The 23,490-nt window shown below is 60.8% G+C and carries 18 protein-coding genes and 4 pseudogenes; 11 read left to right on the forward strand and 11 right to left on the reverse strand.

Annotated features, from left to right (window positions below):
• Positions 1-12: 12 nt before the first annotated feature.
• A complete protein-coding gene (locus PQR02_RS08015) occupies positions 13-1,422 on the forward strand; it encodes a basic amino acid/polyamine antiporter (RefSeq protein ID WP_408228035.1) in 1,410 nt (469 codons plus the stop codon).
• Between the two features lie 59 nt (positions 1,423-1,481).
• On the opposite strand, the pseudogene PQR02_RS08020 reads toward PQR02_RS08015, so the two are convergent.
• A pseudogene (locus tag PQR02_RS08020) lies at positions 1,482-1,893 on the reverse strand (MarR family transcriptional regulator); the annotation flags it as partial.
• Between PQR02_RS08020 and PQR02_RS08025 the strand changes: the two are divergent.
• On the forward strand, positions 1,894-2,136 hold the full coding sequence (locus PQR02_RS08025) for a hypothetical protein (RefSeq protein ID WP_408228422.1): 243 nt from the start codon (positions 1,894-1,896) through the stop codon (positions 2,134-2,136).
• 53 nt (positions 2,137-2,189) lie between these two features.
• Here the strand turns inward: PQR02_RS08025 and PQR02_RS08030 are convergent, their stop codons facing one another.
• The 6 genes from PQR02_RS08030 to PQR02_RS08055 all read right to left on the reverse strand — a co-directional run bounded on the left by PQR02_RS08030 (position 2,190) and on the right by PQR02_RS08055 (position 7,853).
• Positions 2,190-3,542, reverse strand: a complete 1,353-nt coding sequence (locus tag PQR02_RS08030; RefSeq protein WP_408228038.1) for an alpha/beta fold hydrolase — start codon at positions 3,540-3,542, stop codon at positions 2,190-2,192.
• 21 nt (positions 3,543-3,563) lie between these two features.
• A complete protein-coding gene (locus tag PQR02_RS08035; protein ID WP_408228041.1) occupies positions 3,564-4,496 on the reverse strand; it encodes an NmrA family NAD(P)-binding protein in 933 nt (310 codons plus the stop codon).
• A gap of 167 nt (positions 4,497-4,663) precedes the next feature.
• A complete protein-coding gene (locus PQR02_RS08040) occupies positions 4,664-5,032 on the reverse strand; it encodes a hypothetical protein (protein ID WP_408228044.1) in 369 nt (122 codons plus the stop codon).
• Between the two features lie 15 nt (positions 5,033-5,047).
• The gene (locus PQR02_RS08045; protein ID WP_408228047.1) at positions 5,048-6,040 is read right to left on the reverse strand and encodes a carbon-nitrogen hydrolase family protein; all 993 of its coding nucleotides are present in this window, start codon (positions 6,038-6,040) and stop codon (positions 5,048-5,050) included.
• A gap of 72 nt (positions 6,041-6,112) precedes the next feature.
• Positions 6,113-6,595 carry a MarR family winged helix-turn-helix transcriptional regulator gene (locus tag PQR02_RS08050; protein ID WP_408228050.1) on the reverse strand — a complete coding sequence of 161 codons (483 nt, stop codon included), beginning with the start codon at positions 6,593-6,595 and terminating at the stop codon, positions 6,113-6,115.
• Between the two features lie 217 nt (positions 6,596-6,812).
• Positions 6,813-7,853: a GlxA family transcriptional regulator gene (locus PQR02_RS08055; RefSeq protein WP_408228401.1), complete on the reverse strand. Its 1,041-nt coding sequence runs from the start codon at positions 7,851-7,853 to the stop codon at positions 6,813-6,815.
• 105 nt (positions 7,854-7,958) lie between these two features.
• Between PQR02_RS08055 and PQR02_RS08060 the strand changes: the two genes are divergently transcribed.
• The 4 genes and pseudogenes from PQR02_RS08060 to PQR02_RS08075 all read left to right on the forward strand — a co-directional run.
• On the forward strand, positions 7,959-8,513 hold the full coding sequence (locus tag PQR02_RS08060; RefSeq protein ID WP_408228053.1) for a Tautomerase enzyme: 555 nt from the start codon (positions 7,959-7,961) through the stop codon (positions 8,511-8,513).
• Positions 8,510-8,983, forward strand: a complete 474-nt coding sequence (locus PQR02_RS08065; RefSeq protein WP_408228056.1) for a hypothetical protein — start codon at positions 8,510-8,512, stop codon at positions 8,981-8,983. Before PQR02_RS08060 ends, PQR02_RS08065 begins: the two co-directional genes overlap by 4 nt.
• A gap of 138 nt (positions 8,984-9,121) precedes the next feature.
• Positions 9,122-9,526 carry a hypothetical protein gene (locus tag PQR02_RS08070; protein ID WP_408228059.1) on the forward strand — a complete coding sequence of 135 codons (405 nt, stop codon included), beginning with the start codon at positions 9,122-9,124 and terminating at the stop codon, positions 9,524-9,526.
• A 174-nt stretch (positions 9,527-9,700) separates the two neighbouring features.
• Positions 9,701-9,829, forward strand: a pseudogene (locus tag PQR02_RS08075) (helix-turn-helix domain-containing protein); the annotation flags it as partial.
• Positions 9,830-10,343: 514 nt separating this feature from the next.
• Here the strand turns inward: PQR02_RS08075 and PQR02_RS08080 are convergent.
• On the reverse strand, positions 10,344-11,198 hold the full coding sequence (locus PQR02_RS08080) for an ion transporter (RefSeq protein ID WP_408228062.1): 855 nt from the start codon (positions 11,196-11,198) through the stop codon (positions 10,344-10,346).
• Positions 11,199-11,687: 489 nt separating this feature from the next.
• Positions 11,688-12,428 (reverse strand): aquaporin Z, encoded by a 741-nt coding sequence (aqpZ, locus tag PQR02_RS08085; protein ID WP_408228065.1) that lies wholly within the window; start codon positions 12,426-12,428, stop codon positions 11,688-11,690.
• Positions 12,429-13,443: 1,015 nt separating this feature from the next.
• Here aqpZ and PQR02_RS08090 point away from each other — a divergent pair.
• From PQR02_RS08090 to cqsA, 3 genes and pseudogenes are all read left to right on the forward strand, one after another.
• Positions 13,444-14,907, forward strand: coding sequence for a tyrosinase family protein (locus PQR02_RS08090; protein ID WP_408228068.1), 1,464 nt, complete (start codon positions 13,444-13,446; stop codon positions 14,905-14,907).
• Positions 14,908-15,258: 351 nt separating this feature from the next.
• Positions 15,259-15,704 (forward strand): annotated as a pseudogene (locus tag PQR02_RS08095) (Fur family transcriptional regulator).
• A 165-nt stretch (positions 15,705-15,869) separates the two neighbouring features.
• A complete protein-coding gene (cqsA, locus tag PQR02_RS08100; protein WP_408228071.1) occupies positions 15,870-17,159 on the forward strand; it encodes an alpha-hydroxyketone-type quorum-sensing autoinducer synthase in 1,290 nt (429 codons plus the stop codon).
• Positions 17,160-17,214: 55 nt separating this feature from the next.
• Here cqsA and PQR02_RS08105 read toward each other — a convergent pair whose 3' ends face one another.
• Both PQR02_RS08105 and PQR02_RS08110 read right to left on the reverse strand, forming a co-directional pair.
• Complete coding sequence (locus PQR02_RS08105; protein ID WP_408228074.1) at positions 17,215-18,216, reverse strand: response regulator; 1,002 nt, start codon at positions 18,214-18,216, stop codon at positions 17,215-17,217.
• 2 nt (positions 18,217-18,218) lie between these two features.
• Positions 18,219-19,448 (reverse strand): sensor histidine kinase, encoded by a 1,230-nt coding sequence (locus PQR02_RS08110; protein WP_408228077.1) that lies wholly within the window; start codon positions 19,446-19,448, stop codon positions 18,219-18,221.
• A 729-nt stretch (positions 19,449-20,177) separates the two neighbouring features.
• Between PQR02_RS08110 and PQR02_RS08115 the strand changes: the two are divergent.
• Positions 20,178-20,750, forward strand: a pseudogene (locus PQR02_RS08115) (hypothetical protein).
• A gap of 512 nt (positions 20,751-21,262) precedes the next feature.
• Complete coding sequence (locus tag PQR02_RS08120; RefSeq protein WP_408228080.1) at positions 21,263-23,476, forward strand: beta-glucosidase; 2,214 nt, start codon at positions 21,263-21,265, stop codon at positions 23,474-23,476.
• Positions 23,477-23,490 lie beyond the last annotated feature (14 nt).

Genomic DNA, 23,490 nt, shown 5'->3' on the forward strand with positions numbered 1-23,490 from the left:
GAATGGTGAGCCATGGCGTCCCAGGTCGAGACAAAACTGTCGCTGCCCGCATTGACCGCGATGGTCGTCGGATCAATGGTGGGCGCGGGCATCTTCTCGCTGCCGCGTAACTTCGCGCGAGCGACGGGGCCGCTCGGCGCGATTATCGCGTGGTGCGTGGCCGGTATCGGCATGTATGCATTGGCGCGTGTTTTCCAGGCGCTGGCCGAACGGCGCCCAGAACTCGACGCAGGCGTGTTCGCGTATGCGAGAGCGGGCTTCGGCGACTATGCGGGCTTTCTCTCCGCGTTCGGCTACTGGATGGCGGGCTGTTTCGGCAACGTCTCGTACTGGGTGCTGATCAAGTCGACGCTCGGGGCATTCATTCCGGCGTTCGGCAACGGCAATACGCTCACGGCGATTGTCGTGTCGTCGGTCGGCATCTGGCTGTTTCATTTCGTGATGCTGCGAGGCGTGCAGCAAGCCACGATGATCAACACTATCGTCACGGTGGCCAAGGTCATTCCGATCGTGCTGTTTCGCGCCGACATGTTGCGCGCGAACCTGTGGGAGGGCAGCGATGCACTGTCGGCGGGACTGTTTTCGCAGGTGCGGGCCACGATGCTGATCACCGTGTTCGTATTCGTCGGCATCGAGGGCGCGAGCGTCTATTCGCGCTATGCAAGGCGGCGCTCGGATGCGGGCGCCGCCACGCTCTCCGGCTTCGTCGCGGTGTTGTGTCTGCTGGTTCTGGTGACGCTGCTGCCCTACGCGGCGTTGCCGCGCGCGGACATCGCGGTGATGCGCCAGCCGTCGATGGCGGCCGTGCTCGGCGCTTTGCTTGGACCGTTTGGCTCGGTATTCATCGGCGCGGGGTTGATCCTTTCGATTCTCGGTGCGTACCTCGCGTGGTCGCTCATTTGCGCCGAAGTGCTGTTCGCCGCCGCGCGCACCGGCACGATGCCGCGAATATTCTTCCAGCAAAACGAGCGCAAGCTGGCAGTCGCCGCGATCTGGCTGACGAGTACCGTGGTACAGCTGTTCGTGATCAGCACGTATTGGTCGATCGACGCTTTTGCGCTGATGATCAACCTCACCAGTTCGATGGCGCTGATTCCGTATTTTCTTGTCGCCGCCTACGGCATCAAGGCGGCACGTCATGACATCGAAGAGGGTGGTGCGCAGCGCAACGCATTGCGCCGCGACTACTTTATCGCCGCATTCGCGACGCTCTATACAGTGTTCCTGCTATTCGCGGGCGGCGCCAAATTCCTGATGATGTCGGCGCTACTCTACGCGCCGGGCACCGTGCTGTTCATCCTCGCCAGACGCGAGCGCGGCTTGCCGGTCTTTGTCCGCGCCGAGTGGATCATCTTTGCGGTGGCGGTGTGCGGCGCCCTTGCCGCGCTCGTCGGTCTGATGACCGGCGCCGTCGTGATCTGAGCGAACGGCGCGCCGTATCGCACGCGCGACGCGCTCGCCGTCCACATCGGCGACACGTGTCACCCTTCCTCACCTTCATTCGCTTCTCTCGACGCTTCGTCGAGGCGCTTCATATTGTCGAGCAGCTTGAGCAGGTAATGCAGCGTGTGCGTGACGTCATCCGTCGAGAAGTTCTCCAGCACCTGCTCGTAATAGCCGTGAATCTTTGGGGTGGCCTGATGAAGCCGTAACTTGCGCCCTGACGTGGTCATGGTGATCAGACGCGAGCGGCGGTCCCGGCCGTCCGCGGTGCCGGTCAGATGGCCGTCACGCTCCATCCGGCTAATCAGGCCGGACAGATTCTGCCGGCTCACCATCAGATAACGCGCCAGGTCGCCGACGCTCATTCCCTTCTCCGCCTCGGGCCGCGACAGCGCGCCGAGCACGGCCCACTGCTGCGTCCGTCAAACCTTCGGCCTCGACGGCCCGCGAATGGAGTTCGACGCCGTTCTGATTGCGCCGCGCAGGGCGGCGAGCCTCGCCAACGGTTGGTGGCGCGAGCGCACCATCAACGACGAACTCGACGCATGTGTCGCCGAGTGTCCGGACCGGATCGCGCCCGGTGCGGTGCGGGTGGAAGACGGCGCGCTCACGTTGCACCCGTGTTTCGCAAGCGGACCCGGGGCCGAACCAAACGGCGGTTCAATCCGAACAACATCGCATGGATCCGACTAGCACGATTACATCGAGGAGCGCTCCCACGCATGCGCGTCGGAGCGCTTCGCACTTTAGGCGCGCAAGGGCCTTAACCCTGTGCGCACTTCGTGCGCGAAGATCATCGGTTCTTCCCATGCCGCGAAGTGGCCGCCCGTTTCGGGTTTGTTGAAGTAAATCAGATTGTGATAGGCCTTTTCGGTCCAGGTCTTCGGCGCCTGATAGTTTTCTCCCGGAAAAGCGCTCACAGCGGCGGGCACGCTGACATCGGCCGCGAGGAAGAAATTCGCGTGCGACTCCCAATAGAAACGCGCCGCCGAGATGCCGGTGTTGGTCAGCCAGTAAAGCGTGATGTCGTCGAGTATGTCGTCTCGCGTCAGCGCGCCGGCTGAATGACCGTTGACGGGATGACCGAGCACGGCTGCGCTCAACGCCGCCGCGGGCTGGCCGTAGCCGTCGCCGTGGTCGAGTAGCCAGGAAGCCAGCGCGACGGGCGAGTCGGCGAGTCCGTACAGCGTCTGCGGGCGCGTGCCCATTTCGAAAGCGTAGCCGCGCTTCTTTTTGAAGTTGGCACTCAACTGCTCATACGCGTGCTTTTCCTCGTCCGATAAGCCGGCAGGCATTGCGTCGCCGGCGGCCAGCGACTTCAGAATCTCCGCCGGAACGGAGGCAGGGAAGTTCACATGAATGCCGATCAGTTCGGGCGGCGCCTGTTTGGCCATGATGTTCGTGACAATCCCGCCGAGATCGCCGCCCTGCGAAGCAAAGCGCTCATAGCCGAGGCGTTTCATCAATGTGACCCACGCGCGCGCGGTGCGCTCCGGTCCCCAGCCCGTTATGGTAGGTCTCGCCGAAAAGCCGTAACCGGGCAATGATGGAATCACGAGATGAAAGGCATCCGAAGCCGGCGCGCCGTACGCAGTCGGATTGACGAGCGGGTCGATGATCTTGAACTGTTCGATGACCGAGCCGGGCCAGCCGTGGGTCACGATCAATGGCATGGCGTTTTCGTGCTTCGACCGCACGTGGATGAAATGGATATCGAGTCCGTCAATCTCAGTGATGAACTGCGGATACGAATTCAGCCGCGCTTCGCATTTGCGCCAGTCGTAGCCGGTTGCCCAATATTGCGCGAGTCCCTGAATGGTGGCGAGCTGAATGCCTTGTGATTCGTCGGGCACCGTCTCGCGATCCGGCCAGCGCGTGGCCTTGATGCGGCGCCGCATGTCGACGAGCTGCGAGTCGGGGACGTGAACGAGGAACGGCCGGATCGCCGTCTTGTCGCCGTTCGCGGGTTCGGTGATCTTGCCGATTGCCGGGCTCGTTTCCGCGAAGGCGAGCCGGCTCAGCGAGCCTGCCGCGAGCGCCGCGGCGGCCATACCGACAAAGTGCCGGCGCGATGAGGATTGGGGCGTGTCTTTTGACATGGGATCGTCTCCTGTCTTGGATCAGCGTCTTGCGTTGCGGGTGAAGTCTGCGATGTGCAGTTTCACGAAGTCGTACATGCTCATGGGTTTGCGGCCCGTGAGTTCGAACAGGTCGTTCGTCATGCGGTCGTATCGTCCCTGAACGTGCAGGTCGGCCATTACGGCCAGATGATCGACGACGTGGGCGGGAATGCCGAGTTCGCGCAAGTTGTCCGACCACGGCGCGACAGGCACATTCCGGTAACGGATGGGCCGGCCGAGCGCTTCCGAAAAGACGCGCGCGGCCTGCTCGAGATCATTTGATTCGAGGCCCGTCAGGTTATAGATCTTGCCGATATGCGGCGCCGGATCTTCGAGAATCACCGAAACCGCATTTGCGACGTCGATGGCTGAAATGGGCGATGTCTTGCTGTTGCCGAGCGGCAACGCGAGTTCGTCGTTCTCGCGCACGCCCGCTGCGCCGAGCGTCAGGAAAAAACTCTCGAGAAACGCCGTCGGCCGTACCGTGACCACGGGCAGCCCCGACCACTGCAAGACCTGTTCGGCTAGCCAGTGCAGCTTGTGCTGGGGGCTGTCGGTCGTCTCCGTAATGCTCATTTCCGTGACCGTCATTTGCGACATGTTCACGATGGCTTCGACGCCGTGATGACGCGCCACCGCAGCAAAATTGACGGTTGCTTCGAGATAGGCCGCGGAGACGGACATGCCGAAGTAGACGCGCGAACAGCCTTCGATTGCGCGGTGCATCGCAGTGAGATCGGTCAGATCGCCGACCACGACTTCGGCGCCAAGGCGACGCAACTCGTTCGCGCGATCGTCTTCCTTGCGGACCAGCGCCCGCACTTTATAGCCCTTCGCGAGCAATGACGTTGTCACGTTGCGGCCAATTCCACCAATCGCGCCTCCGGCACCCGTCACGAGAATGGGGCCGTCATGGGCAGGTTTCGTTGTCATATCACATACCTTTCAAGGAGAGACTTCACTTTAGTTATGTATGCATATACACACTTATGGATGAGAATGTGCGCGTGCATACGTCGATCAACGCGCCGACGGGTCATCAGTCGCGTGCGCCTTGCAGAAAGCCGAGCATTGTCTTCGTAACGAGTTCGGGCTGCTCCTTAGTGCACACTGTTTTCTACGTCGACGGCGCTCATATTGATCGCTTTTTCGCCGACGACCATTTTCATCCACTTGTATGCGGGACCGCCCATCACGAGAACGGGCACTTGCAGCGGGCCATAATCCTTGTTGTCGCTGACGTCCTGAGGGAAGGCCTGATACCACCGGGCAGTGACTTCACCAGCGTGCCGTCCGAGATGTCGGTCTTTGCGACCGCGGACCTGCGCGCATGCGTTGCGACGGGTGCATTCGTTGCGAACGTCTGCGTGTAGCCGGGCGAGGCGGCCGCCGTTGGCGCCGCAACGACGATGCTCGCGCAGCCGGTCCTGATCATTGCTTTCAAAGCAACTCCTCCGATAGAGGGGCAATTCGAAGTTCGCAGGTCACGCAGCCTGGGTGCGTAGATCGTCGGAACCCTGGTCGTTGACGATCATCGGGTGCGAAGCGCGTTCGTGAACATGCGCGGTGGGCGTACGGTCGATCATGAGACTCAGCAATTCGGGGCGGTTGTAGTGGCCGGCCGAGTCCATCAGCATCTTGCGGCGGTCGATTTGCGTGAAGTCGAGATCGACGATCACTTCGCCTTCACCCGAGCGAAGCGGCTCGGCCATCAGCATGCCGTCAGGAGCGACGATCGTGGTGAAGCAGCCGCCCGAGATCGGGCCGATTCCACAACCGGTATCTTTCATGATTTGCGCCTGCTGGTCTGCGTCCAGCCACGCCGTTGCATTGACGACGAACGCGCCGGATTCGAGCGCATGCTGGCGGATGTTGATTTCCATGCGCTGGGTAAAGCCTTCGCCAAAGGCGGAGCCCGGATACATCGCCGAATGGATCTGCTCGCCGTCGGCGATCATCGCGTAGCGGGCGAGCGGGTTGTTGTGCTCGAAGCATGCGAGCTGGCCGATGCGGCCGACTGCGCTGTCGACTGCACGCAAGCCCGAGCCATCTCCCTGGCCCCAGATCATGCGTTCGAAATGCGTCGGCGTGATCTTGCGGCGGCGCTGGATCAGCGTACCGTCAGCATCGAAGAGCAATTGGGTGTTGTACAGCGTGCCGCCATCGCGCTCATTGACGCCAATGGACACGACCATGCCGGCCTTTCGCGCGGCTTCGCCGATCGCGTCGGTGGCAGCGGACGGCACAGTCACAGCCTGTTCGAGCAGGCGCAGATGTTCGGTGCCCGACAGAAGCTCGATGCCCGTCTGGACGGCCGCAAAGTAAGGGTAATAAGGCACGACCGTTTCGGGGAAGGTGGCGAACTGCACGCCTTTCTTGCCGAGTTCGTGGACCTTCTGCACGACCTTGGCGACGGTTGCTTCACGGCTATAGAGCACCGGGCTGAACTGGACGGCGGCGGCTCTGACGACTTTCATGACAAACTCCTTGACGGGGGGAGGGTACCAGGCGTTGGTCAATCTTGCACATGCAACATCGACCGAAAAACTTCAGACCATGCGCAGCGGCAATTTGCGCGCGATATTCATGAGCTCATGGGCGCCGCCTTCGCCGAGGAGACGCGTCGCGTGGCCCTGTGCAGCCGACCACGCGCTCGTGGCGGTTTTGAGCAGCATCTTGCCTTCGTGCGTGAGCGAGAGAGGGCGGCTTCGACCATCGCTTGCCGGGACGCCCTCGGCAACCCAGCCCTGCGCGATCAGCGGCTGCAGATTCCTCGTCAGCGTCGAGCGCTCGTGATGATTCCGTCGGCCCAGATCCGAGCGGCTAACGGGCCCGAACTCCGCGATCAGCACGAGCAATGAGAACTGCGGCGCCACGATGCCGAACGGACGCAACGCATCGTCATAGACGGAAGTCAGGACGCGGGAGATCTGCCGGGCGCGCGTCAGCAGACAATTGCGCGCAATCTGGCTGCTCGGCGGTTCATCCGCGGTGCGGTCCGGTTCAACGGTTCCGTTCGACCCGTGTTGCATATGCACTACCTCGGTAAGCCCCAGTTTTTGCGGTGCGGTGTTTTGCTCGCGATGGGCGTATTTGAGCGGATGAAAGTATCCCGCTTATGTCCGAAAGTCGGTTTTATGTAAGAGTGCGTATCCCTATCTGGTGTAGATACGTTGGGATACAAAAGGACAGTGCGGAGAAACAGGGAGGGAAATGACGAGGGCTGCGGCGTGATGATCTCGCGAGGCCTCAGCCGCCGTTGCGGCCTGACTCGGCTTCTATATTCTCCGCCGCGGCACGCGAGAACCGCATTTGATATTCACTGGGCGACAACCCGGGCTTGCGCTTGAACAATTGCCGAAATGTGCTGATATCGCCATAACCGACCCGCTGACTCACCGCCTCAAGCCCAATTGGCCGCGTTTCCAGCAACCTTTTCGCGACCTCGATGCGCAGATTCTGCAGATACGTCAACGGTGCGAGCCCGACGGCGTCCTTGAAACGTCGATTGAGCGTGCGTTCGCTGACAGCAAGCGACGCCGCCAGATCGCTCAACCGGAATCCCTGCTGCAACGTAGCCTCCATCTGTTGCTGGGCGCGCGCGACGAGCGTGTCGGTATGCCCATGTTCGTCGAGAAGCGTTGCAAAGGAAGCCTGCGAAGTCCGGTTCATGTCGATCAACAGCGCTTTCGCGGTCATCGTGGCCAGTTCTTCGCCGGCGAATGTTTCGACGAGCCGCACCGCGAGATTCAGATACGACGTCACGGAACCGCCCGAGATGATGCCGTCTTGCGCGATCAGCAGTTCCTGTGCGCGAACTTCGACTCGCGGATAGCGGCGCGCGAAGTCCGCGGCTCTCGCCCAGTGCGTCGTTGCGGCGCGGCCATCCAGCAGGCCCGCCTCGGCGAGCAGGTAGTTGGCCGTGCAATAAGCCGCCAGCACGGCACCTGCCTTGCGTTGACGCCGCAGTGCGGAAGACAGCGCGTTTAACTGCTCGCGGCGCCCGATGAACTCGTCGATGTTCGAGAAAAACGGTGCCGTCAGCAGAACGGCGTCCGCCCGTTTGCGCGGGTCGATCTTGCCGTCGACGTGAATGGTCTGGCCCGACGCAGCCGTGACGGGATGCCCGTCGAGAGACTCAACGCGCCATGCAAACACGGGCGCGGATGATGTCGTGCCCGGCGCAGCCTTGCGCGCATGGAACTGATTGGCCGCGCTAAAGACGTCAACAGGGCCCGCAACGCCGGAAGCGAGGATTCCGTCATAGGCCCAGATGCGGATGATGGCCATTGCGTGTCTAAAATTCCACGAATAATGGCGATACTGCCACTTCCTGCCGCCGGAGTAAACCCAGATCATGGCCACATCCAATGACCTGAAAGCAGGAGCAGCACCATGCCAATGATCGATGCATTGTGGCCCGAAGACGCCTTGACGCCCGAGGCCGAAGCGCGCCTCGTCAAGGAACTGACCGACATCCTCATCAAGGCGGAAGGGTACGATCCCGCCAATCCGATCGCACAGCGTGTCACCGTGTTCCATCTTCATCGGCCTGCTGCGATCTACATCGGCGGCGAACGCACGAACACGATACGCTACCGGATCATTCCGTCTGCGCCCGAAGGGCAATACACCGACGAATCGCGTCGCTCGCTCGTTATAAACGTCACGGAAGCGGTGGCGCGCGCGGAGAACCGGCCGTTCGATGACGTCGCGCCGCGCGTCTGGGTGTTCCCGACCGAGATTCCGGATGGCGCCTGGGGGACGCGCGGCGCGATCTGGATGCTGCCCGATATTCATGCGCTGCTGGCGGGCGAGTCTGAGCGCGGCGCGGGCGATGGACGCCTCGCGCGACGCCGCCTCGAAAAGGCGCGCATCACGCTCGAAGCAGCGCTCAATGCTGCTAGCGCAGGCATGACGAGCAAACCGGAACTGGAGCGCCCAGCATGAAATTCAACGACACGGCCCGCGTGCTCGCGGCCGCAGACGGTCCGCCGCTCTGGCTGGCGAGGCTCGCCGAAAACGCGACGCTCGAAGCCACCGTCCTGAAGCGTCCGATCGAGGGACGAGCCGATATTCTCTCCGTGATCCAACACGCGGTTTCGCTCTACGAATTCCAGCATCACAGCTACAAGGGCGAGATCGGCAACGGTTTATACATGGAATCCTATCGGTCGCAGATCCAGGGCGTGCCGATCGAAACGGTGGTCGTCGCGCATCTGAACGAACAGGGCGAGACGGATTCCGTGGTCATCAATCATCGCCCGATCAACGCAGCGCTGCTGTTTTCGAAACGGATGTGGGAACGCGTCGAGGAGCGCTTCCGCGATTGCTATCTGACGGGACCAGAAGCCGCAGCGCTGAGTACGGCATCCGGTGTGGCCTCGCGCCAGCCTCCGGGTATTGAAGAGTTGCCATAACGAACGATCTGTCGATCGAAGCAGCGAGGAATTTGCAATGACTGATGCACTTGATGGCGTACGCGAACACTATCGCGCGATGCATAAAGCCGGCGGCGGCTCGCAGCGGCTTTCAGGCTAATCCGACAAGAACAGGACATGATGAAACGCCTTTTTCTTAATTTGACTACAGCCTCTGTGCTGGTCGCTTCTGCCGGACTCTCCGTGGCGCAACCTGCTCCGATGCCAACCACGCCAACCACAAAGATATTGGCGATTGGCACCTTTCCGCCGGGCACGGACACGCAACTTGTCCAACACATTCTTCCGACCGAAGTTCGCGAGACGGCGCAGCTCTACCTCGAAGGCAAGATCGACCAGTGGTATTCACTGCAAGACCGGGCTGGGGTGGCGTTCATCCTGAACGTTACGGACGTAAGTCAAGCGCATGAAATGCTTGAGGCACTTCCCTTGGGGAAAGCGCAGTTAATGACATTCTCGCTCCTCCCAATAGGCCCACTGAAGCCGTTGAGTAAGCTTTTGAATCCGCCTTCCCCCCAGTAGAAAGCGCTAGAGCGTACTGAGCTGCTGCGCCGCCGGTTTTCCTGGAGAGGCAGGCAACGTGGGCAGACTATCTCGCCGTTGGGGCGACGAAGGCGGTGTTAGACACAGACGGGCAACGTCATGACGCGCGTGAGCCGTGTGATTTACACACATCGTTTCAACTAAAATTGAGCGATGGACCGTGAGATTGCGACCCGATTGCGGTGGGTGTTGATGTATCAAGAGACCGGCAACGCCGGTCTCGTATGCGCGCGGTGTGGTATCTCAAGGCCGACACTTCGCAAGTGGTTACGACGCTACCTGAACGCGCGGAGAATAGTGCGACGAATGACGTATCATGGCCGATAGCACCAGTTCGACGAAGGTGCCGCCGTGAGGATGTGGAATTCTCAATGGCAGCTTTCCGGCGGTTTTTGAGAACGCGTACTTCCGGCCATCAAGCGTCATTCAGAAGTGCAGTGGGGCGGACGCTCAGGCGTCGGCTTCGGTCTCTCAAAACGGTCATTGGACTTGGGAAGATGAACGTTCGTTGGTCGACGGATGAAAGGTTTCGCCACGGCGACCTTTTCGCCGCTGATCTCGCAGACGGTGATACCGCAATGGCAAGTCGTCAGGACGCTCATTGACCGCGATACCTTGACACCGGCGGCCTGTTCATTCCGTCGACTTTCGTTTTCTCAGGGTCATGGGACGCTGCCAAATACCAATACGGCGCAAGCGGCAGGTGACGCCATTTTCGCGAGCGCAGCTGAGCGGTCAGAGAAGTCTCGTCCATTGCATCAGAGCCGTTCGCTGTGGGTGACCCGGCTATCGACCGTCAATTGGGGGGAAGCTGTGCGCCACAGTGTTTGCAATAGATTGCGTCACCATCGTGCCCTGCGGTATGGCAGTGCGGACAGGCGCGGGCGGGCTGCTGCCTCTGTCGCATCGCCGTGACCATTTCTCCACCGACCATGCCCGCCGGGAACGCAATTACGCCATAGCCGAGCAGGATGGCCAACGACGTGACGAATTGCCCGAGCGGAGTCTTCGGATGAATGTCACCGTAGCCTGTGGTGGTCATGGTGACCACAGCCCAGTACATGCTGACCGGGATGCTCGTGAAGCCGTTCGACGGTCCCTCGACAAGATACATAACCGTGCCGAGTACCACGATTAGAATCAGCACGACACCGAGGAACACCATGATCCTGTGCCGACTCCTGACGAACGCGCGCCAGAGAACCTGGGACTCGTCGAAGTACAAGGGCAGCTTCAGGATGCGGAAGATGCGCAGCATGCGCAACAGCCTGATGTCCACGAGGACATGAAAGCCTGGCAGGAGAATGGCCAGATAGGTTGGCAGGATCGATATGAGGTCGACGACACCGAAAAAGCTCAATGCATAACGCAACGGACGTTCCACGCAAAGGAGCCGGAGAATGTATTCGGCAGTGAACAGCAGCGTAAAGAGCCACTCTAGAACATCGAGTACTACCAATTCACGGGCGCGAACAGCCTCGACACTGTCCAGCATGACGACAGCGACGCTGAGTATGATTGCCGACAGCAGCAAGGCATCGAAGCGCCGCCCGGCGTCCGTCTCGGCTTCAACAACGATGGCGTATAGGCGCCGCCGCCAGCCATGACCGGGCCTGCCAAAGTCGCGTTTAAGTGGGCGGACGACGTTCATGAGCAAGATCGAGTGTTTAGACAAGACTAGTCGAATTGGGGCGATACCGTTGCTCGCAGTGGTCGCACCCGCTACCGCAACTGACCGGTGCGGGTCGGCGAGGGGCCATTACTGTCGCCGAGACGGCCATCACGGCCTCTGCCCGTCGCAGACGGCACGTCCGCCGTGTTCGCCGGCCACAGATTTTCCCTTACTGCGTAAAGGTTCGGCCCCGATGCAAACTCGCATGTCGAATCTCCCCGAACAGCTTGCGCTCAGCCGATGGGCAAGATTGCGCAGTGCCGCGTATTGCGATTAGCTTCTGCGTTGCGTGCTATCAGGCGCTAGACCGCCATCGTGCTATCGGCGGCTTGAGCACCGACAAAGGAGGATCTGGCCGGGATCGTTTGGGTCGCTCCGGTTGTCCACGTTAAAGCCGGTAACGAAGGGGCTAATGAAGGGCTAAGTGACGCCCCAACTTGACGATTCTGTGCGCTTTTTACCCTCTGGCTAAGGCGCGTCGATCGCGAGCGGTCCGGGGGCGACCATAACGATCGATTCGGGGAAGAGCCTCGGATACACGAAACCCGCGATGCATGCTCCTGCAATAGGGGCGACCCAGAAGAGCCACAACTGCGACAGGGCCGCGCCACCAACTACCAATGCGGGTCCCGTTGAACGTGCAGGATTGACTGACGTGTTCGTGACCGGAATGGAGATGAGGTGAATGAGCGTGAGGCAGAGGCCGATGGCTAGCGGGGCGAATCCGGAAATGGCCCGTCCGTCCGTGACCCCCAGTATGACGAGTACGAAGAAAAACGTCATGGCAACTTCGCAAACGATGCACGCCAGTAATGAATAGTGACCAGGCGAGTGCGCGCCGTAGCCGTTTGTAGCGAACCCGCTTGCGCCGGCGTCGAACCCGGGCGCACCATTCGCGATTACGGAGAGCAAGAAGGCGCCTAGGATGCCCCCCATAACCTGCGCGATGATATAGGGCAGCAGATCACGGACCGAAAGCCTCCCCGCAACGGTCAGGCCTACGCTTACCGCCGGATTGAAATGGCCTCCCGAAATGTGCCCGACAGTGTAGGCCATCGTCAGCACGGTCAACCCGAAAGCGAGCGCCACGCCTGCAAAGCCGATCCCAGTGCCCGGAAATTTGGCGGCCAATACTGCGCTACCGCACCCGCCAAGAACGAGCCAGCAAGTGCCAAACATTTCCGCAGCAAAACGCTGCTTCATTTGCATAGTTGCGCTCCCTATGTTTCGTCAGGTTAATATGCTCTTCATCTTCATCTTCATTTATGAGTTGGTTTTGTTCAACGCAGCGACGGCCGCGCCCTAAATTAGGGTTGGCGCGTGGCACGAGGAAAATGCCACAGCTGGCGGGTGTGGCGATCGATAAACGCAATCAATCGCCGTTTTCAAATTCGCGAATCAGTGAGTCGCTGTTGAAGGTCGACTTGTAGGTCATCGCATACCAAAGACATTTGTTCATGGGATTACCCTCGCATTCTCACAATGAGGCTACCGGTCTGGAAAAGTTCCAGGATCGGCGCTTCCGCACGCAAGCCATGCTTCTTGATTTCGTCTACGCGCCTCGTCCAGGAGCGCGTGATCAACCACGCTCGCCCAGAAGATAGTCTATGCGAGTAGTGAGGATGCCGATATCGGACCAAGGTCCGACATCGAAACAATTCGGCCACTGCCCGTCTTCTATGCGCGATTGCCTTTCCCGGATCGGAAGGACAGCTTTGGATCGATCGTGCTAATTCGCCTCGTGCCGAAGCGTACTGGTTCGAATGGCCGTTCCACGCCTGTGAGCTGAAGGCTGCGACTCGGAAGGTCGAATGTCTCGTCAGGGTCGTATTGGAACGGTCGAGCTAGAGCTGACATTCCGGGTTTAATACCAAGACATCGCCGACGCTTCCAGGGAACGTAGTAGACACTTCCGGGCCGCCATGCCCGTGTGTAGCGTCCGATAAACAGGCTGCGCACGCCATGGCCAAACCGAGCAGAGTGTGCCTGTCAGTTTCAAAAGCGGACGTCTCCCCGCAGAAAACGTGCCTATACTTCATAGACAAATATGTGCGCTAGCGCACACAAGAAGCCGGATGCCTTCAGAAGTCAGGTTGAATCTTTCGAGAACTAAACCATACTTCGTGACTGCATGTCAGGCAGCCAGTCCGTCGTTTGACGGTAACGACAATGCGCCGGACCCAAAACCGCCTGCTCTTTTCCTCTTATCGTCAGGGGAGTAGCTATGGCTTCCGCTTCATTCACGCGGCGCGCCTTCGTCAAGGGAACCGCGTCGGCAATCGCACTCGCATCACTCCCCAAGCTAAGCATCGGAGCGACGCCCACCGTCATCAGGCTTGAGTGGCAAGCGTTCAAGACGACTCCGCACTATGCGTCGTTTCTGAACGCGGTTCGCACGATGAAAAACACCAGCAATTCCAGTCAGCCTAATTCCTGGCAGTACTGGGTTAACGTTCACCTCAATTATTGCCCCCACAGTGTAGCGAATTTTCTGACGTGGCATCGCGGGTATATCTATTATTTCGAGCAGCAGTTGAGGACCGTATCGGGCGATAGTCGCCTCGTTCTCCCCTACTGGGATTACTACACGTATCCCGTCATTCCGTCCGAATTCACGGATCCTGCCAGTGGCAATCCGCTCTACGTTTCGCGAGTGAACACAAACGTATATCAGGCGCTCGATCTGAGTCCGTTCGGGTCAGGTGTGACAAACTTTCAGCGCGGCCTGAGCAACGCATTCGAACCCGCGCTGGAGAACGCGCCGCACAATCCTGTACACGACATCATCGGCAGCTATATGGGCGACATCTCGACGGCCCCGGTAGATCCGATTTTCTATTTGCATCATTGCAATCTCGACCGCTTGTGGAACGCGTGGTCGCGGCGATCGACGAGCAAAGTACCTGCGGCGGGCACTAGTTACTGGAACGGTAGCTTCACATACGCAGGCGGTCTGACAATGGCGAAGTCGCGTACACGCACGACGACGGGGCTGGGCTACGACTATGCCAACGACACGACGCCGACCGCACTGCCGCCACAGGCACAAGAAGGGAGGATTATGCGCGTGCAGGCTCAGACCATGGCGATCCAGGCGCGTCCGCCACTCGCCACATTGACGATGACCCCGCCGCGCAGCGTGTCCTCCACGCGCGAGTCGTTGGGGGGCGTCAGGGGCGTGTCGCTGGGCGCTAGCTCCGTGAGCGCCGTCATTCCGCTTCAGGCAGCCAGCACGACAACGCTGCAGGATGTGCTCGTGTCTTCGCCGGCGGTGGGTCTGAGCGAGTCGTCCACAGCGGCACCGGCGAGTTCACAGGCCGTGACCCCGACCGCGAAGTCCTTCCCATATGTGAAGCTCGTTCTCGATGGGGTGAAAATTGCTCAGGCAGCGAAAGCCGGCGGGTTCTTCTACAACGTGTATCTCAATTTGCCCGCCACCGGAGATGTGGATGCCGTCAAGGGGCAATACTTCGTCGGCACGCTCGGCGCTTTCCAGATTTCGACCGCGGCCCATCACGGCAAGAATATGATCGACTACGACGTGACCGATCTGCTGGCCCAGCAAGGTGTGACCAAACTGCCCCAGATCGTGGTTTCGTTCGTGCGTATCAATGCTGCCGTCTCGCCGAGAGGCGATGCGGTGGCTATCCAGGAGATACGCCTCGAGCTAGGCACGGACGCGCCGTAGTAGATCGATCGACGCGCCATTTCGATTAATTCCGGCGTGTCGGCACGCGGATTATGTGAGCCCTCCAGCTACCAGTCTAGCTACCATCTGGCGGCTTAATGAACTGATCCGTCGTGCTCCCACGCGAACCATTTATCCTTAGGAAAATCAGGAGTTTGCTCGAAACCCTTGTTCGAACTGGTTCGTTGTCATTCGACCTCGGACTTAAGGTTCTCTTAAGCACGTCGCTCACATAGTTTTGCCACTCGCAGATCGCCCCGCCACGCGGGGCGACAGCCTTCCCGACACTTCCTCGCATCGACAGGCGGCCCAGGTACGTCCAACCGCCTGTTTGGCGTTGCCATCACATTCATGAACACTCACCGAATCCTGGAGCATGCCGGTTTGCGGCCTACGTTTCCCCGCGTCTCCCTGCTGGAGCTCTTCCAGCAGCACGCGCACGAGCACTTCACCGCCGAGCATCTCTACAAACGTCTGAACGAGGACGTGCGCAATTTGAGTCTGGGCACCCTCTACCGGGCGCTCGGGCTGCTGGTGGACGCGAAACTACTGCACGGCGTAGCTTCGGCGACGGACGAATGGTCTACGAACTGAACGACGGCAAGCAGCACGATCATCTGGTGTGCACGGCGTGCGGCGCGATCCGCGAGTTTTTCGACGCCGAGATCGAGAAGCGCCAGCAGGCCGTCGCGGACAGCTTCGAGTTCGAGGTGTCCGGACGACAACTGGTGGTGTTCGGCCTGTGCGCCGAGTGCAGAAAGAGTGCGGTACGAGTGAGGACGGTGATCAGGAAATAACGCCTCGCGCGGCTGGAATACAGTCGCGCAGCCTGCCCGACGTCGCATTGAAACGACCACATGACCCATTACGCATAACTTGCCTGAGTTTCCACACAAGCCATAAATGACGGGCTCACTATGGACCCGCTGTCCGCTACGGCAGCTAACCATATGGAGCCAAGAATGAAAAACGTACATGATCTGACTGCACAGAGGCATGGCCGGCCGGCATTGCCGGCTTTCGTCGCAACGCGTGTCGAACGCTATTACCGCGAGCGCGTGCAGGAGACCTGGGGCGGAGGGCATATCATGCGCGGCCGCACGGCTGGGGCCGATGCGCTGCATCTGTCGAGCAACGACTATCTCGCGATCGCCCGGCACCCGGACATTATCGGCAGCATGGCTGACACGCTGCTGGAGAACGGCAACGGCCTGTTGATGTCGGGCATCTTCCTGCACGGCGACTGCCCGCAGCTGCAGTTCGAAAACCGGCTGGCCACGTTCATGCACGCGGAGGCAGGCGTCTTGTGCCAGTCCGGCTATGCGGCGAACACCGGGCTGATCCAGTCGATTGCGTCGGCGCAGACGCCGGTCTATGTCGACATGATGGCGCACATGTCGTTATGGGAAGGCATTCGCAGTGCGGGCGCGGTGCCGGTCGCGTTCCGGCATAACGACGTCGCGCATCTGGAACAGCAGATCGGGCGGTATGGGCAGGGCGTGGTGCTGGTCGACTCGGTGTACAGCACGACCGGCGGCGTTTGCCGGCTCGCCGACATCGCCGATATCTGCGACCGGTACCGCTGCGTGTTCGTCGTCGACGAGTCGCATTCGCTCGGCACGCACGGTCCGCGCGGCGCTGGGCTGGTAGTCGCACTCGGGCTGGAGTCGCGCGTCGCGTTTCGTACCGCCAGTCTCGCGAAGGCGTTCGCCGGTCGCGCGGGCTTCATCACCTGTCCGCTCGAGTTCCAGGAGTACTTCAAGTTCGAGTCGAATCCCGCGATCTTCAGCTCGACGCTCTTGCCGCATGAGATCAGCGGGCTCGACGCAACTCTCTCGGTGATCGAATGCGCTGACGAACGCCGCGCGAGACTCATGTCGAGTGCCGCGTGGTTGAGGCAGCGGCTGACGGAACTGGGGTACAACCTGAACGGCAGCGAGAGTCAGATCATCGCACTCGAAGCGGGCACGGAGCAGCGCACGATCGTGTTGCGCGACGCGCTGGAGTCGCGCGGTATTTTCGGCTCGGTGTTCTGTGCGCCCGCGACGGCGCGCAATCGTGCGCTGATCCGCCTGTCGATCCATGCGGCGCTGACCGATGCCCAGGTCGAAAAGATCGCGGGCGTGTGCCGCGACATACGTAGTGAGGTCGAACTCGACAAGTGGGCGTCCACGCGGCGTCTCGGTGACGAATTGTCGTCGCGCAGACGCAAACGCGAGAGCCATGAAGAGAGGACCGCTGTGACCGCCTGATAAGCAGTTTGACATGGAGTCCGCTCGCGCGGACTCCATGACTTTTGCTCGCGGCTTACTTGGTGCCGTCGAGCCGTTCGAGGTACCTGTCGTAGCTGAGCACGTGGCTCAGATCCAGCCCCGGCGGGTTGGGCACGATTGCGTACACGTACTCCTGGTGGCCGCTGAACCGCGTCGCCGGATGCATGTAGCTTTCCCACGCGACGCAGTTCGCGGGGTAATGGCCGTCGGTTTGCCAGAAGTACGGCAGACTCCGGCGGCTATCCAGCGCGCTCAGAAAACCTGCCGGCGCGCCTTGTTCGACGGCGATTTCGCGCAGACCCCGCAACGTATCGCTCGTATGGACGATCAGCAGATACGCGCTGCCCGCGCTGTCGAGCATGAGCAGGCCGCTCGGGCAGTACGACAGATAATGCTCGACGATACCCAGCGAACTAGACAGCTCGGCCACCCGTGCTGCCAGCGCCTCATCGCGCAGAAACGCGTACTCCGAGTCCGCGAGGGTGTCGAGGATCGACTGGCAGACGTTGTCGAAATAGGCATTCTGCAGGTCGCGCACCGCGCGATTGAGCCTCGCGACCGCCGACGCATCCTGCTTGCGGATGAAGCGGTGAATGATGCCTTCGTTGAAACTCTGCACCGCGATGTGTTCGTCCGCCTTGCCGGTCAGCATGATCTTGCGCACCGCCGGGTCGGTCATGCGGCGGCAGAACTCCAGCCCGTTCATGCCGGGCATGTCGTAATCGACTACCACCACCGACGTCGCCAGAAACCGCTGCGCGTTGTGAACCTGTTTGCGGACCGTGTTCACGCTCAACGCGATCACCTGATGCGCGACATCCTCGTCGGTGCGGTCACGAAACGGTGTGAACAACGGCTCGTCCGAGGATCCGGGCCGCGGGCGGCTGTTCACGAACTCGAGCGCTTCCCCCGGCGAGCTGAACAGGCGGAACGCGAGCTGCGGGTCGAGCTGAAGGCACAGATTGGACAGGAACGTCGCGCTGTCGTCGACGAAGGTGACCGTGGTCGGAAAATAGAACGGTTTGATCGTGTGCATCGTTAGGGCCGGGGAAAGGTCAATGCAAACTCGGTAAACATCCCTTCGACAGACCTGCAGTCGATGGCGCCGCCCACCGCGCGCATCACGTCGCGACAGAAAGCGAGGCCGATGCCGGTACCGATCGAGGCGTCGTCGATACCCGCCGACGACGTATAGAAGCGGGTGAAGATGTGCGGCAGAACATCGGGCGCGATGCCGGGGCCGGTATCGCGGAACAGCAGCTGGCTGGTGCGCGGGCCGCTCACGAGACGGATCGAGATCAGCGCGCTATCGACGCTTGCAATCCCGCGCAACGCGTTTTTCAGCAGATTGAACAGCACGTGGACCATCAGCATTTCCGAACCGTGGAAGGAGAAATCCGTGGCGAGGTCGGTGAGCACCCGCTCGCGCTCGCCGTCGCGAAACGGGTAACGTTCGAGCGCGCTTTTGACCGACTGCGCAATCGAGGACGTCGTGGCGCCGTGCGAGTAACCGCCGGTGAAGCGCGCGTTCGCGAGCAGCATGTCGATGATCGCGTTCGAATGAATGGCTTCCTGCTCGATACGCGAGAGCACGCCATCCATGGACTGAAGATGCACGAGGCGGATCTTCGGCACGGGCAACTCGCCCTGCTGCGCGATGGAGTACGTTTCGAGCAACGACGGCAGATAGCGGCCAAGACCCGACGCGCCGGAGCGAATCGCAAGCAGCGGCGTGCGCAGTTCGTGCGCGATGCTGCCGGCGGTGGCGAGCATCGCGCGCTCCTGTTCGATTCGGATGCGGTCCATGTCGTAGTTCGCCACGACGCCGATTGCGACCGCGAACGAGAAAATCGCCAGGTGTGCAGAATAGGCCGCATGGAGGACGACGGGATCCGTGGTCAGCCAGTAGGCGAGGAACGCCACACCGATGCCGATCACGAAATTGAGCAGCAGCATGAACCAGTCGAGCAGCAGCACCATCACGAAGGCCGCGATCAACGCGCTTTCGATCCACACGTTGGAGCCGTCGTTCTTCAGCAGCATGAATGTGAAGAAGAACGGCAACGAATAGAAGATCGTTGCATACCAGTAATAGGGCAAAAACTTTTTGGCTCGTGCCGGCCAGCGCTCGGAAAAGAGGATGGGGATGAACAGCGCGGAGCCGACGAGCCGCAGCGGCAAGTTCTCGTAAGGCTGCGGAAAGAGCTGGTGCCAGATGAAGAAATAAAGCGGGAAGCCGACGATCGCAACAATGGCGAAAGGGCGCATCCTGCGATGCATATATTGCAGGTTGCGTGCGGCAGGGACGAATGCCTGAGCAAGCAGCGGGCGGATCGACACCAATCTGCGAATGCCCCAAGGCGGTAATCTGGTTGTACTCATTTGTGCGGAGTCAGCAATCTACCTGGAATGTCCAGAGCGGCTCTTGTCCCGACGGTCGCTCCCCGTTCGCACGCTGCGCCCGGCACAGCAACGCATGCGGCGGCACTGCGATTCGGCCATTACGTGGTGGCCTTTGACGCGGCATGCACGCAAATTCTGACCGACGGTGCCGTTAATGTCACGGTAAATGAGCAAATTCCGTACAGGGCTGCAATGGGACATGCATGGACCGGTGTAATAAAGGCCAATAAAGTGGCCGTCAATTATGCAAATTGGATCGAATAGCGGACGTCGGAAATCGGGGGCAAGCCGCATGTAATCGCCTATTGCCGACCAATACGCCGGGAAAAACCCCATTCTAAATGAGCTATTCAGATGCGCCATGCCTGAATAAGTCCGGTTAAAACATACCGTCTGGGAAGTACCGCACGGCGGGAAGTTCGCGTTGGGCGAAGGCCGGCAGACAAGCTGCGTCGCAAACAGAATTACGACAAATCCGTTTTATTTTTGAAGGGGGATTGGGGAGAATTCATGCCAGAGTGCGAGCGAGCTACGACCAGAGTCGCCGGTCGTCAGGCAGTGCGTTTTCCGTTACCACGGGCCTGCAACATGACGATGAAGAGTACCTGCACGCTTCTCATCACCGCCGCGGCTTTGTGCGCGGCAGCGGCCCGAACGTGCGCCCAGGAGCTTGCGCTGTACGCCGGTCCGTTGACGGGGGAGCATAGCCATTCCTACGCGTGGGCGCTCGACTATACCGAAGGATTAGGCCGTTACCTCGCGGGCAGCATCACGTGGCTGAACGAAGGACATATCCCCGATCATCACCGTGATGGCCCGACGGTTCACTGACCCACTATCTCGACGCGACCCACGGCTATCTGCACGAAGGCAGCGGCCTGTCCGCGCGGCGCGACGGTGCGACGGCGCAACTCTGGCTGACGCGGGCTTTCTTCGACGAGCGCCTGACGCTGGGCATCGGCGCGGGCGTCTACGCGGCGATCCATCACGGCAATGCGGACGAAAACAGCGGCTCGGGCGACGGCGTTCTGTCAGGACTCATGTCGGTGTCGGGCGTCGTATCGCGTCACACAGCGCTGGTCGGCGCGTCTGACGTGGAATCGCGTGATGACGCGTCATAGCCGCGACACGGACGTGATCCTGGCTGGCGTGGGCTACCGCTTCTAACGCGCGGGCCGGCCCGCGCCGACAACAAAAGCCGGCGCATCAAGAGCCCGAATACGGGCGTTGAGATTCAATAAATCATCCATTCCGCGAGCGTATTGCTATTAGACCGGATTAATAAAAATATCAATGTGATATTCGTAATAAAAAGCAACAGAGGTAATGAATTCGTAAGTCATGAAATCTCGCGATGATTCCCGTGATTGAGGTGCTAAATGCATCGACGGCATGCCATTCAAGGCTTTGAACCGCCATTCGCTGTAATTAACAGCCGCTATTCAGCATAAAAGCATAGCGTATTAGTAAAAATACCGATGCTGTAGTCAGACTACATTCTTACAGTGCCTCACACGGAGGATCGCTAACAGCCAATCAGGCTGGCCCGATCCTCCTGCTGGCAGGCACCCCGTCTTCGCAGTCACCCTGCATCGCCGGCCCTCGCGTCCGCTGTCAACCCATTCGACGCGCTCCGCTGTCGCATCGCCCCATCCAAGCAGAATTTCGGAGACACAGATATGCAGATGAAACTATGGCCGGCCGTCGCGTTGGCGGCGACAGTGTGCGTCGCTGCCCGTGCGGAAGTGCCCAATTTTCCACTCGATTTCGCGCCTACCTCTGCCGTGCTCAGTGCGTTCGAATCGGCGGTCGCGCATCGGCGCGCCGACTCCCTCGTCGGCAAAATGACGCTCGACGAAAAGCTGCAGTTCATTCACTCGCAGTACGCGATGTCCGCCGTGCCGGGCGGCGGCGCGGGCTACATTCAAGGCGTGCCGCGTCTGGGCATTCCTGATCTGAACATGGTCGACTCCGCGACGGGCTCCGGCAGCACGACGCAGGCAAGCACGACCTTCCCCGCGACGATCGCACTCGCGGCAAGCTGGGATCGCCGGCTGTCGTCCGAGTTCGGCAAACAGGTCGCGGTGGAGCTGCGTGCGCAAGGCTTCGGCATGGGACTCGGCGGCGGCACCAACCTCGCGCGCGAACCGCGCGGCGGCCGGCTGTTCGAGTATCTCGGCGAAGACCCGTTGCTCGCCGGCGAGATGCTCGCCGAGCGCACCGACGGCACGCAGAGTCAGAAGGTCATCGCTACCATCAAGCACTACGCGGGCAACGAGCAGGAGCACAACCGGGGCGGCGGCAACAGCCAGATCGACGAACGCACGCTGCGCGAGCTGTATCTGCTGCCGTTCGAAATCGCCGCAAGGCGCGCCGAGCCAGGCAGCGTGATGTGCAGCTACAACCGGCTCAACGGCGACTATGCGTGCGAGAACTCGCATCTGCTGAACGACGTGCTGAAGAACGACTGGCACTTCGAAGGGCAGGTCCAGTCGGACTGGGGCGCGACGCACAGCACCGCGAAGGCGATCAACGCCGGACTCGACGAGGAAGAAGATGTCGGCTCGACCGTCTATCTGACGCCGGACCTGGTTCGCCAGGCGATCGCGAACGGCTCGGTGTCGACCGCGCGTCTCGATGACATGGTGCGCCGCAAGCTGTACGTGATGATCCGCACCGGCGTGATGGACGATCCGGCGAAGGGCGGCGCGAGCATCGACTTCGCCCGTGCGAACGCATTCGTCCAGGCAACCGCTGAACAGTCGATGGTGCTGCTCAAGAACGACAACAATCAGTTGCCGCTTTCCGCTGCGTCGCTGACCCGCATCGCGGTGATCGGCGGCCACGCCGATGCGGCCGTGCTGACGGGCGGCGGCTCGGGCAATACGCGCCATCCGGTCACCGGCGCGTTTGCCGGTTGCGGCGGCCTGACGTTCGGCACATCGACGGGTTGCAGCTGGTGGACCAATCCGTGGCTGAAGCTGAATACGCCTATCGTCGCGGCGATTCGCTCGCTCGCGCCGTCGGCGCAGGTGAGCTTTGCCGGCAATAGCGATCAGCAGAACCCGTTCCGCACGTACACGCAAACGGAGATCGACCAGGCGGCGGCGCTCGCGAGCCACTCCGATGTCGCCATCGTCGTCGTCGCGCAGCCGGCTGGTGAGGACTTCGGCGACCTGCAAAGTCTGAGCCTCGCGAATCCGTCGAACCAGGACGCGCTCGTCAACGCTGTAGCGGCTGCCAATCCGCGCACGATCGTCGTGGTGGAAAGCGGCAACCCGGTGCTGATGCCGTGGAAGGACCGCGTGGCCGCGATCGTCGAAGCGTGGTATCCGGGCGAAGGCGGCGGCCAGGCGATCGCCAACGTGCTGTTCGGCAAGGTCAATCCGTCCGGCAAGCTGCCCGTCACCTTCCCGGTACGCGATCAGGACACGCCGACGTGGGGGCAGAACGGCGCGTTCGAACCCGATCCGGTCTACGCGGAGAAGCTGGACATGGGCTACCGCTGGTACGACGCGAAGAACATCACGCCGATGTTCGAGTTCGGCTACGGGCTGTCCTACACGCACTTCTCGTACTCGGGGCTGTCGGTTGCACATCGCCATGATGGCTCGATCGACGTGTCGTTCACGGTGCGCAACGACGGGCGCGTCGCGGGCGCGGAAGTGCCGCAGGTGTATCTCGGCGTGCCTTATAGCGGCGAACCGCCGCGGCGGCTGGTCGGCTGGGAGAAGATCGGCATGAATCCTGGCGAAGCGCGCCATGTGCGCATCACCGTCACGCCGCGTATGCAGAGCGTGTGGGACACGTCGCGCAACGGCTGGCGGTATGTGCCGGGCGGGACGGTTTATGTCGGCGCGTCATCGCGTGATATTCGCTTGCAAGGGAGTTGAACGCCGGGCGTGCG

The organism is Paraburkholderia sediminicola (assembly GCF_046026895.1).
GTDB lineage: Bacteria > Pseudomonadota > Gammaproteobacteria > Burkholderiales > Burkholderiaceae > Paraburkholderia > Paraburkholderia sediminicola_C.

What these genes read in the sequence shown, in the direction of transcription:
- PQR02_RS08015 (WP_408228035.1), top strand. Translation starts at nt 13, where the DNA reads ATGGCGTCCCAGGTCGAGACAAAACTGTCGCTGCCCGCATTGACCGCG.
- PQR02_RS08025 (WP_408228422.1), top strand. Translation starts at nt 1,894, where the DNA reads ATGGAGTTCGACGCCGTTCTGATTGCGCCGCGCAGGGCGGCGAGCCTC.
- PQR02_RS08030 (WP_408228038.1), bottom strand. Translation starts at nt 3,542, where the DNA reads ATGTCAAAAGACACGCCCCAATCCTCATCGCGCCGGCACTTTGTCGGT.
- PQR02_RS08035 (WP_408228041.1), bottom strand. Translation starts at nt 4,496, where the DNA reads ATGACAACGAAACCTGCCCATGACGGCCCCATTCTCGTGACGGGTGCC.
- PQR02_RS08045 (WP_408228047.1), bottom strand. Translation starts at nt 6,040, where the DNA reads ATGAAAGTCGTCAGAGCCGCCGCCGTCCAGTTCAGCCCGGTGCTCTAT.
- PQR02_RS08050 (WP_408228050.1), bottom strand. Translation starts at nt 6,595, where the DNA reads ATGCAACACGGGTCGAACGGAACCGTTGAACCGGACCGCACCGCGGAT.
- PQR02_RS08055 (WP_408228401.1), bottom strand. Translation starts at nt 7,853, where the DNA reads ATGGCCATCATCCGCATCTGGGCCTATGACGGAATCCTCGCTTCCGGC.
- PQR02_RS08060 (WP_408228053.1), top strand. Translation starts at nt 7,959, where the DNA reads ATGCCAATGATCGATGCATTGTGGCCCGAAGACGCCTTGACGCCCGAG.
- PQR02_RS08065 (WP_408228056.1), top strand. Translation starts at nt 8,510, where the DNA reads ATGAAATTCAACGACACGGCCCGCGTGCTCGCGGCCGCAGACGGTCCG.
- PQR02_RS08070 (WP_408228059.1), top strand. Translation starts at nt 9,122, where the DNA reads ATGATGAAACGCCTTTTTCTTAATTTGACTACAGCCTCTGTGCTGGTC.
- PQR02_RS08080 (WP_408228062.1), bottom strand. Translation starts at nt 11,198, where the DNA reads ATGAACGTCGTCCGCCCACTTAAACGCGACTTTGGCAGGCCCGGTCAT.
- aqpZ (WP_408228065.1), bottom strand. Translation starts at nt 12,428, where the DNA reads ATGCAAATGAAGCAGCGTTTTGCTGCGGAAATGTTTGGCACTTGCTGG.
- PQR02_RS08090 (WP_408228068.1), top strand. Translation starts at nt 13,444, where the DNA reads ATGGCTTCCGCTTCATTCACGCGGCGCGCCTTCGTCAAGGGAACCGCG.
- cqsA (WP_408228071.1), top strand. Translation starts at nt 15,870, where the DNA reads ATGAAAAACGTACATGATCTGACTGCACAGAGGCATGGCCGGCCGGCA.
- PQR02_RS08105 (WP_408228074.1), bottom strand. Translation starts at nt 18,216, where the DNA reads ATGCACACGATCAAACCGTTCTATTTTCCGACCACGGTCACCTTCGTC.
- PQR02_RS08110 (WP_408228077.1), bottom strand. Translation starts at nt 19,448, where the DNA reads ATGCGCCCTTTCGCCATTGTTGCGATCGTCGGCTTCCCGCTTTATTTC.
- PQR02_RS08120 (WP_408228080.1), top strand. Translation starts at nt 21,263, where the DNA reads ATGCAGATGAAACTATGGCCGGCCGTCGCGTTGGCGGCGACAGTGTGC.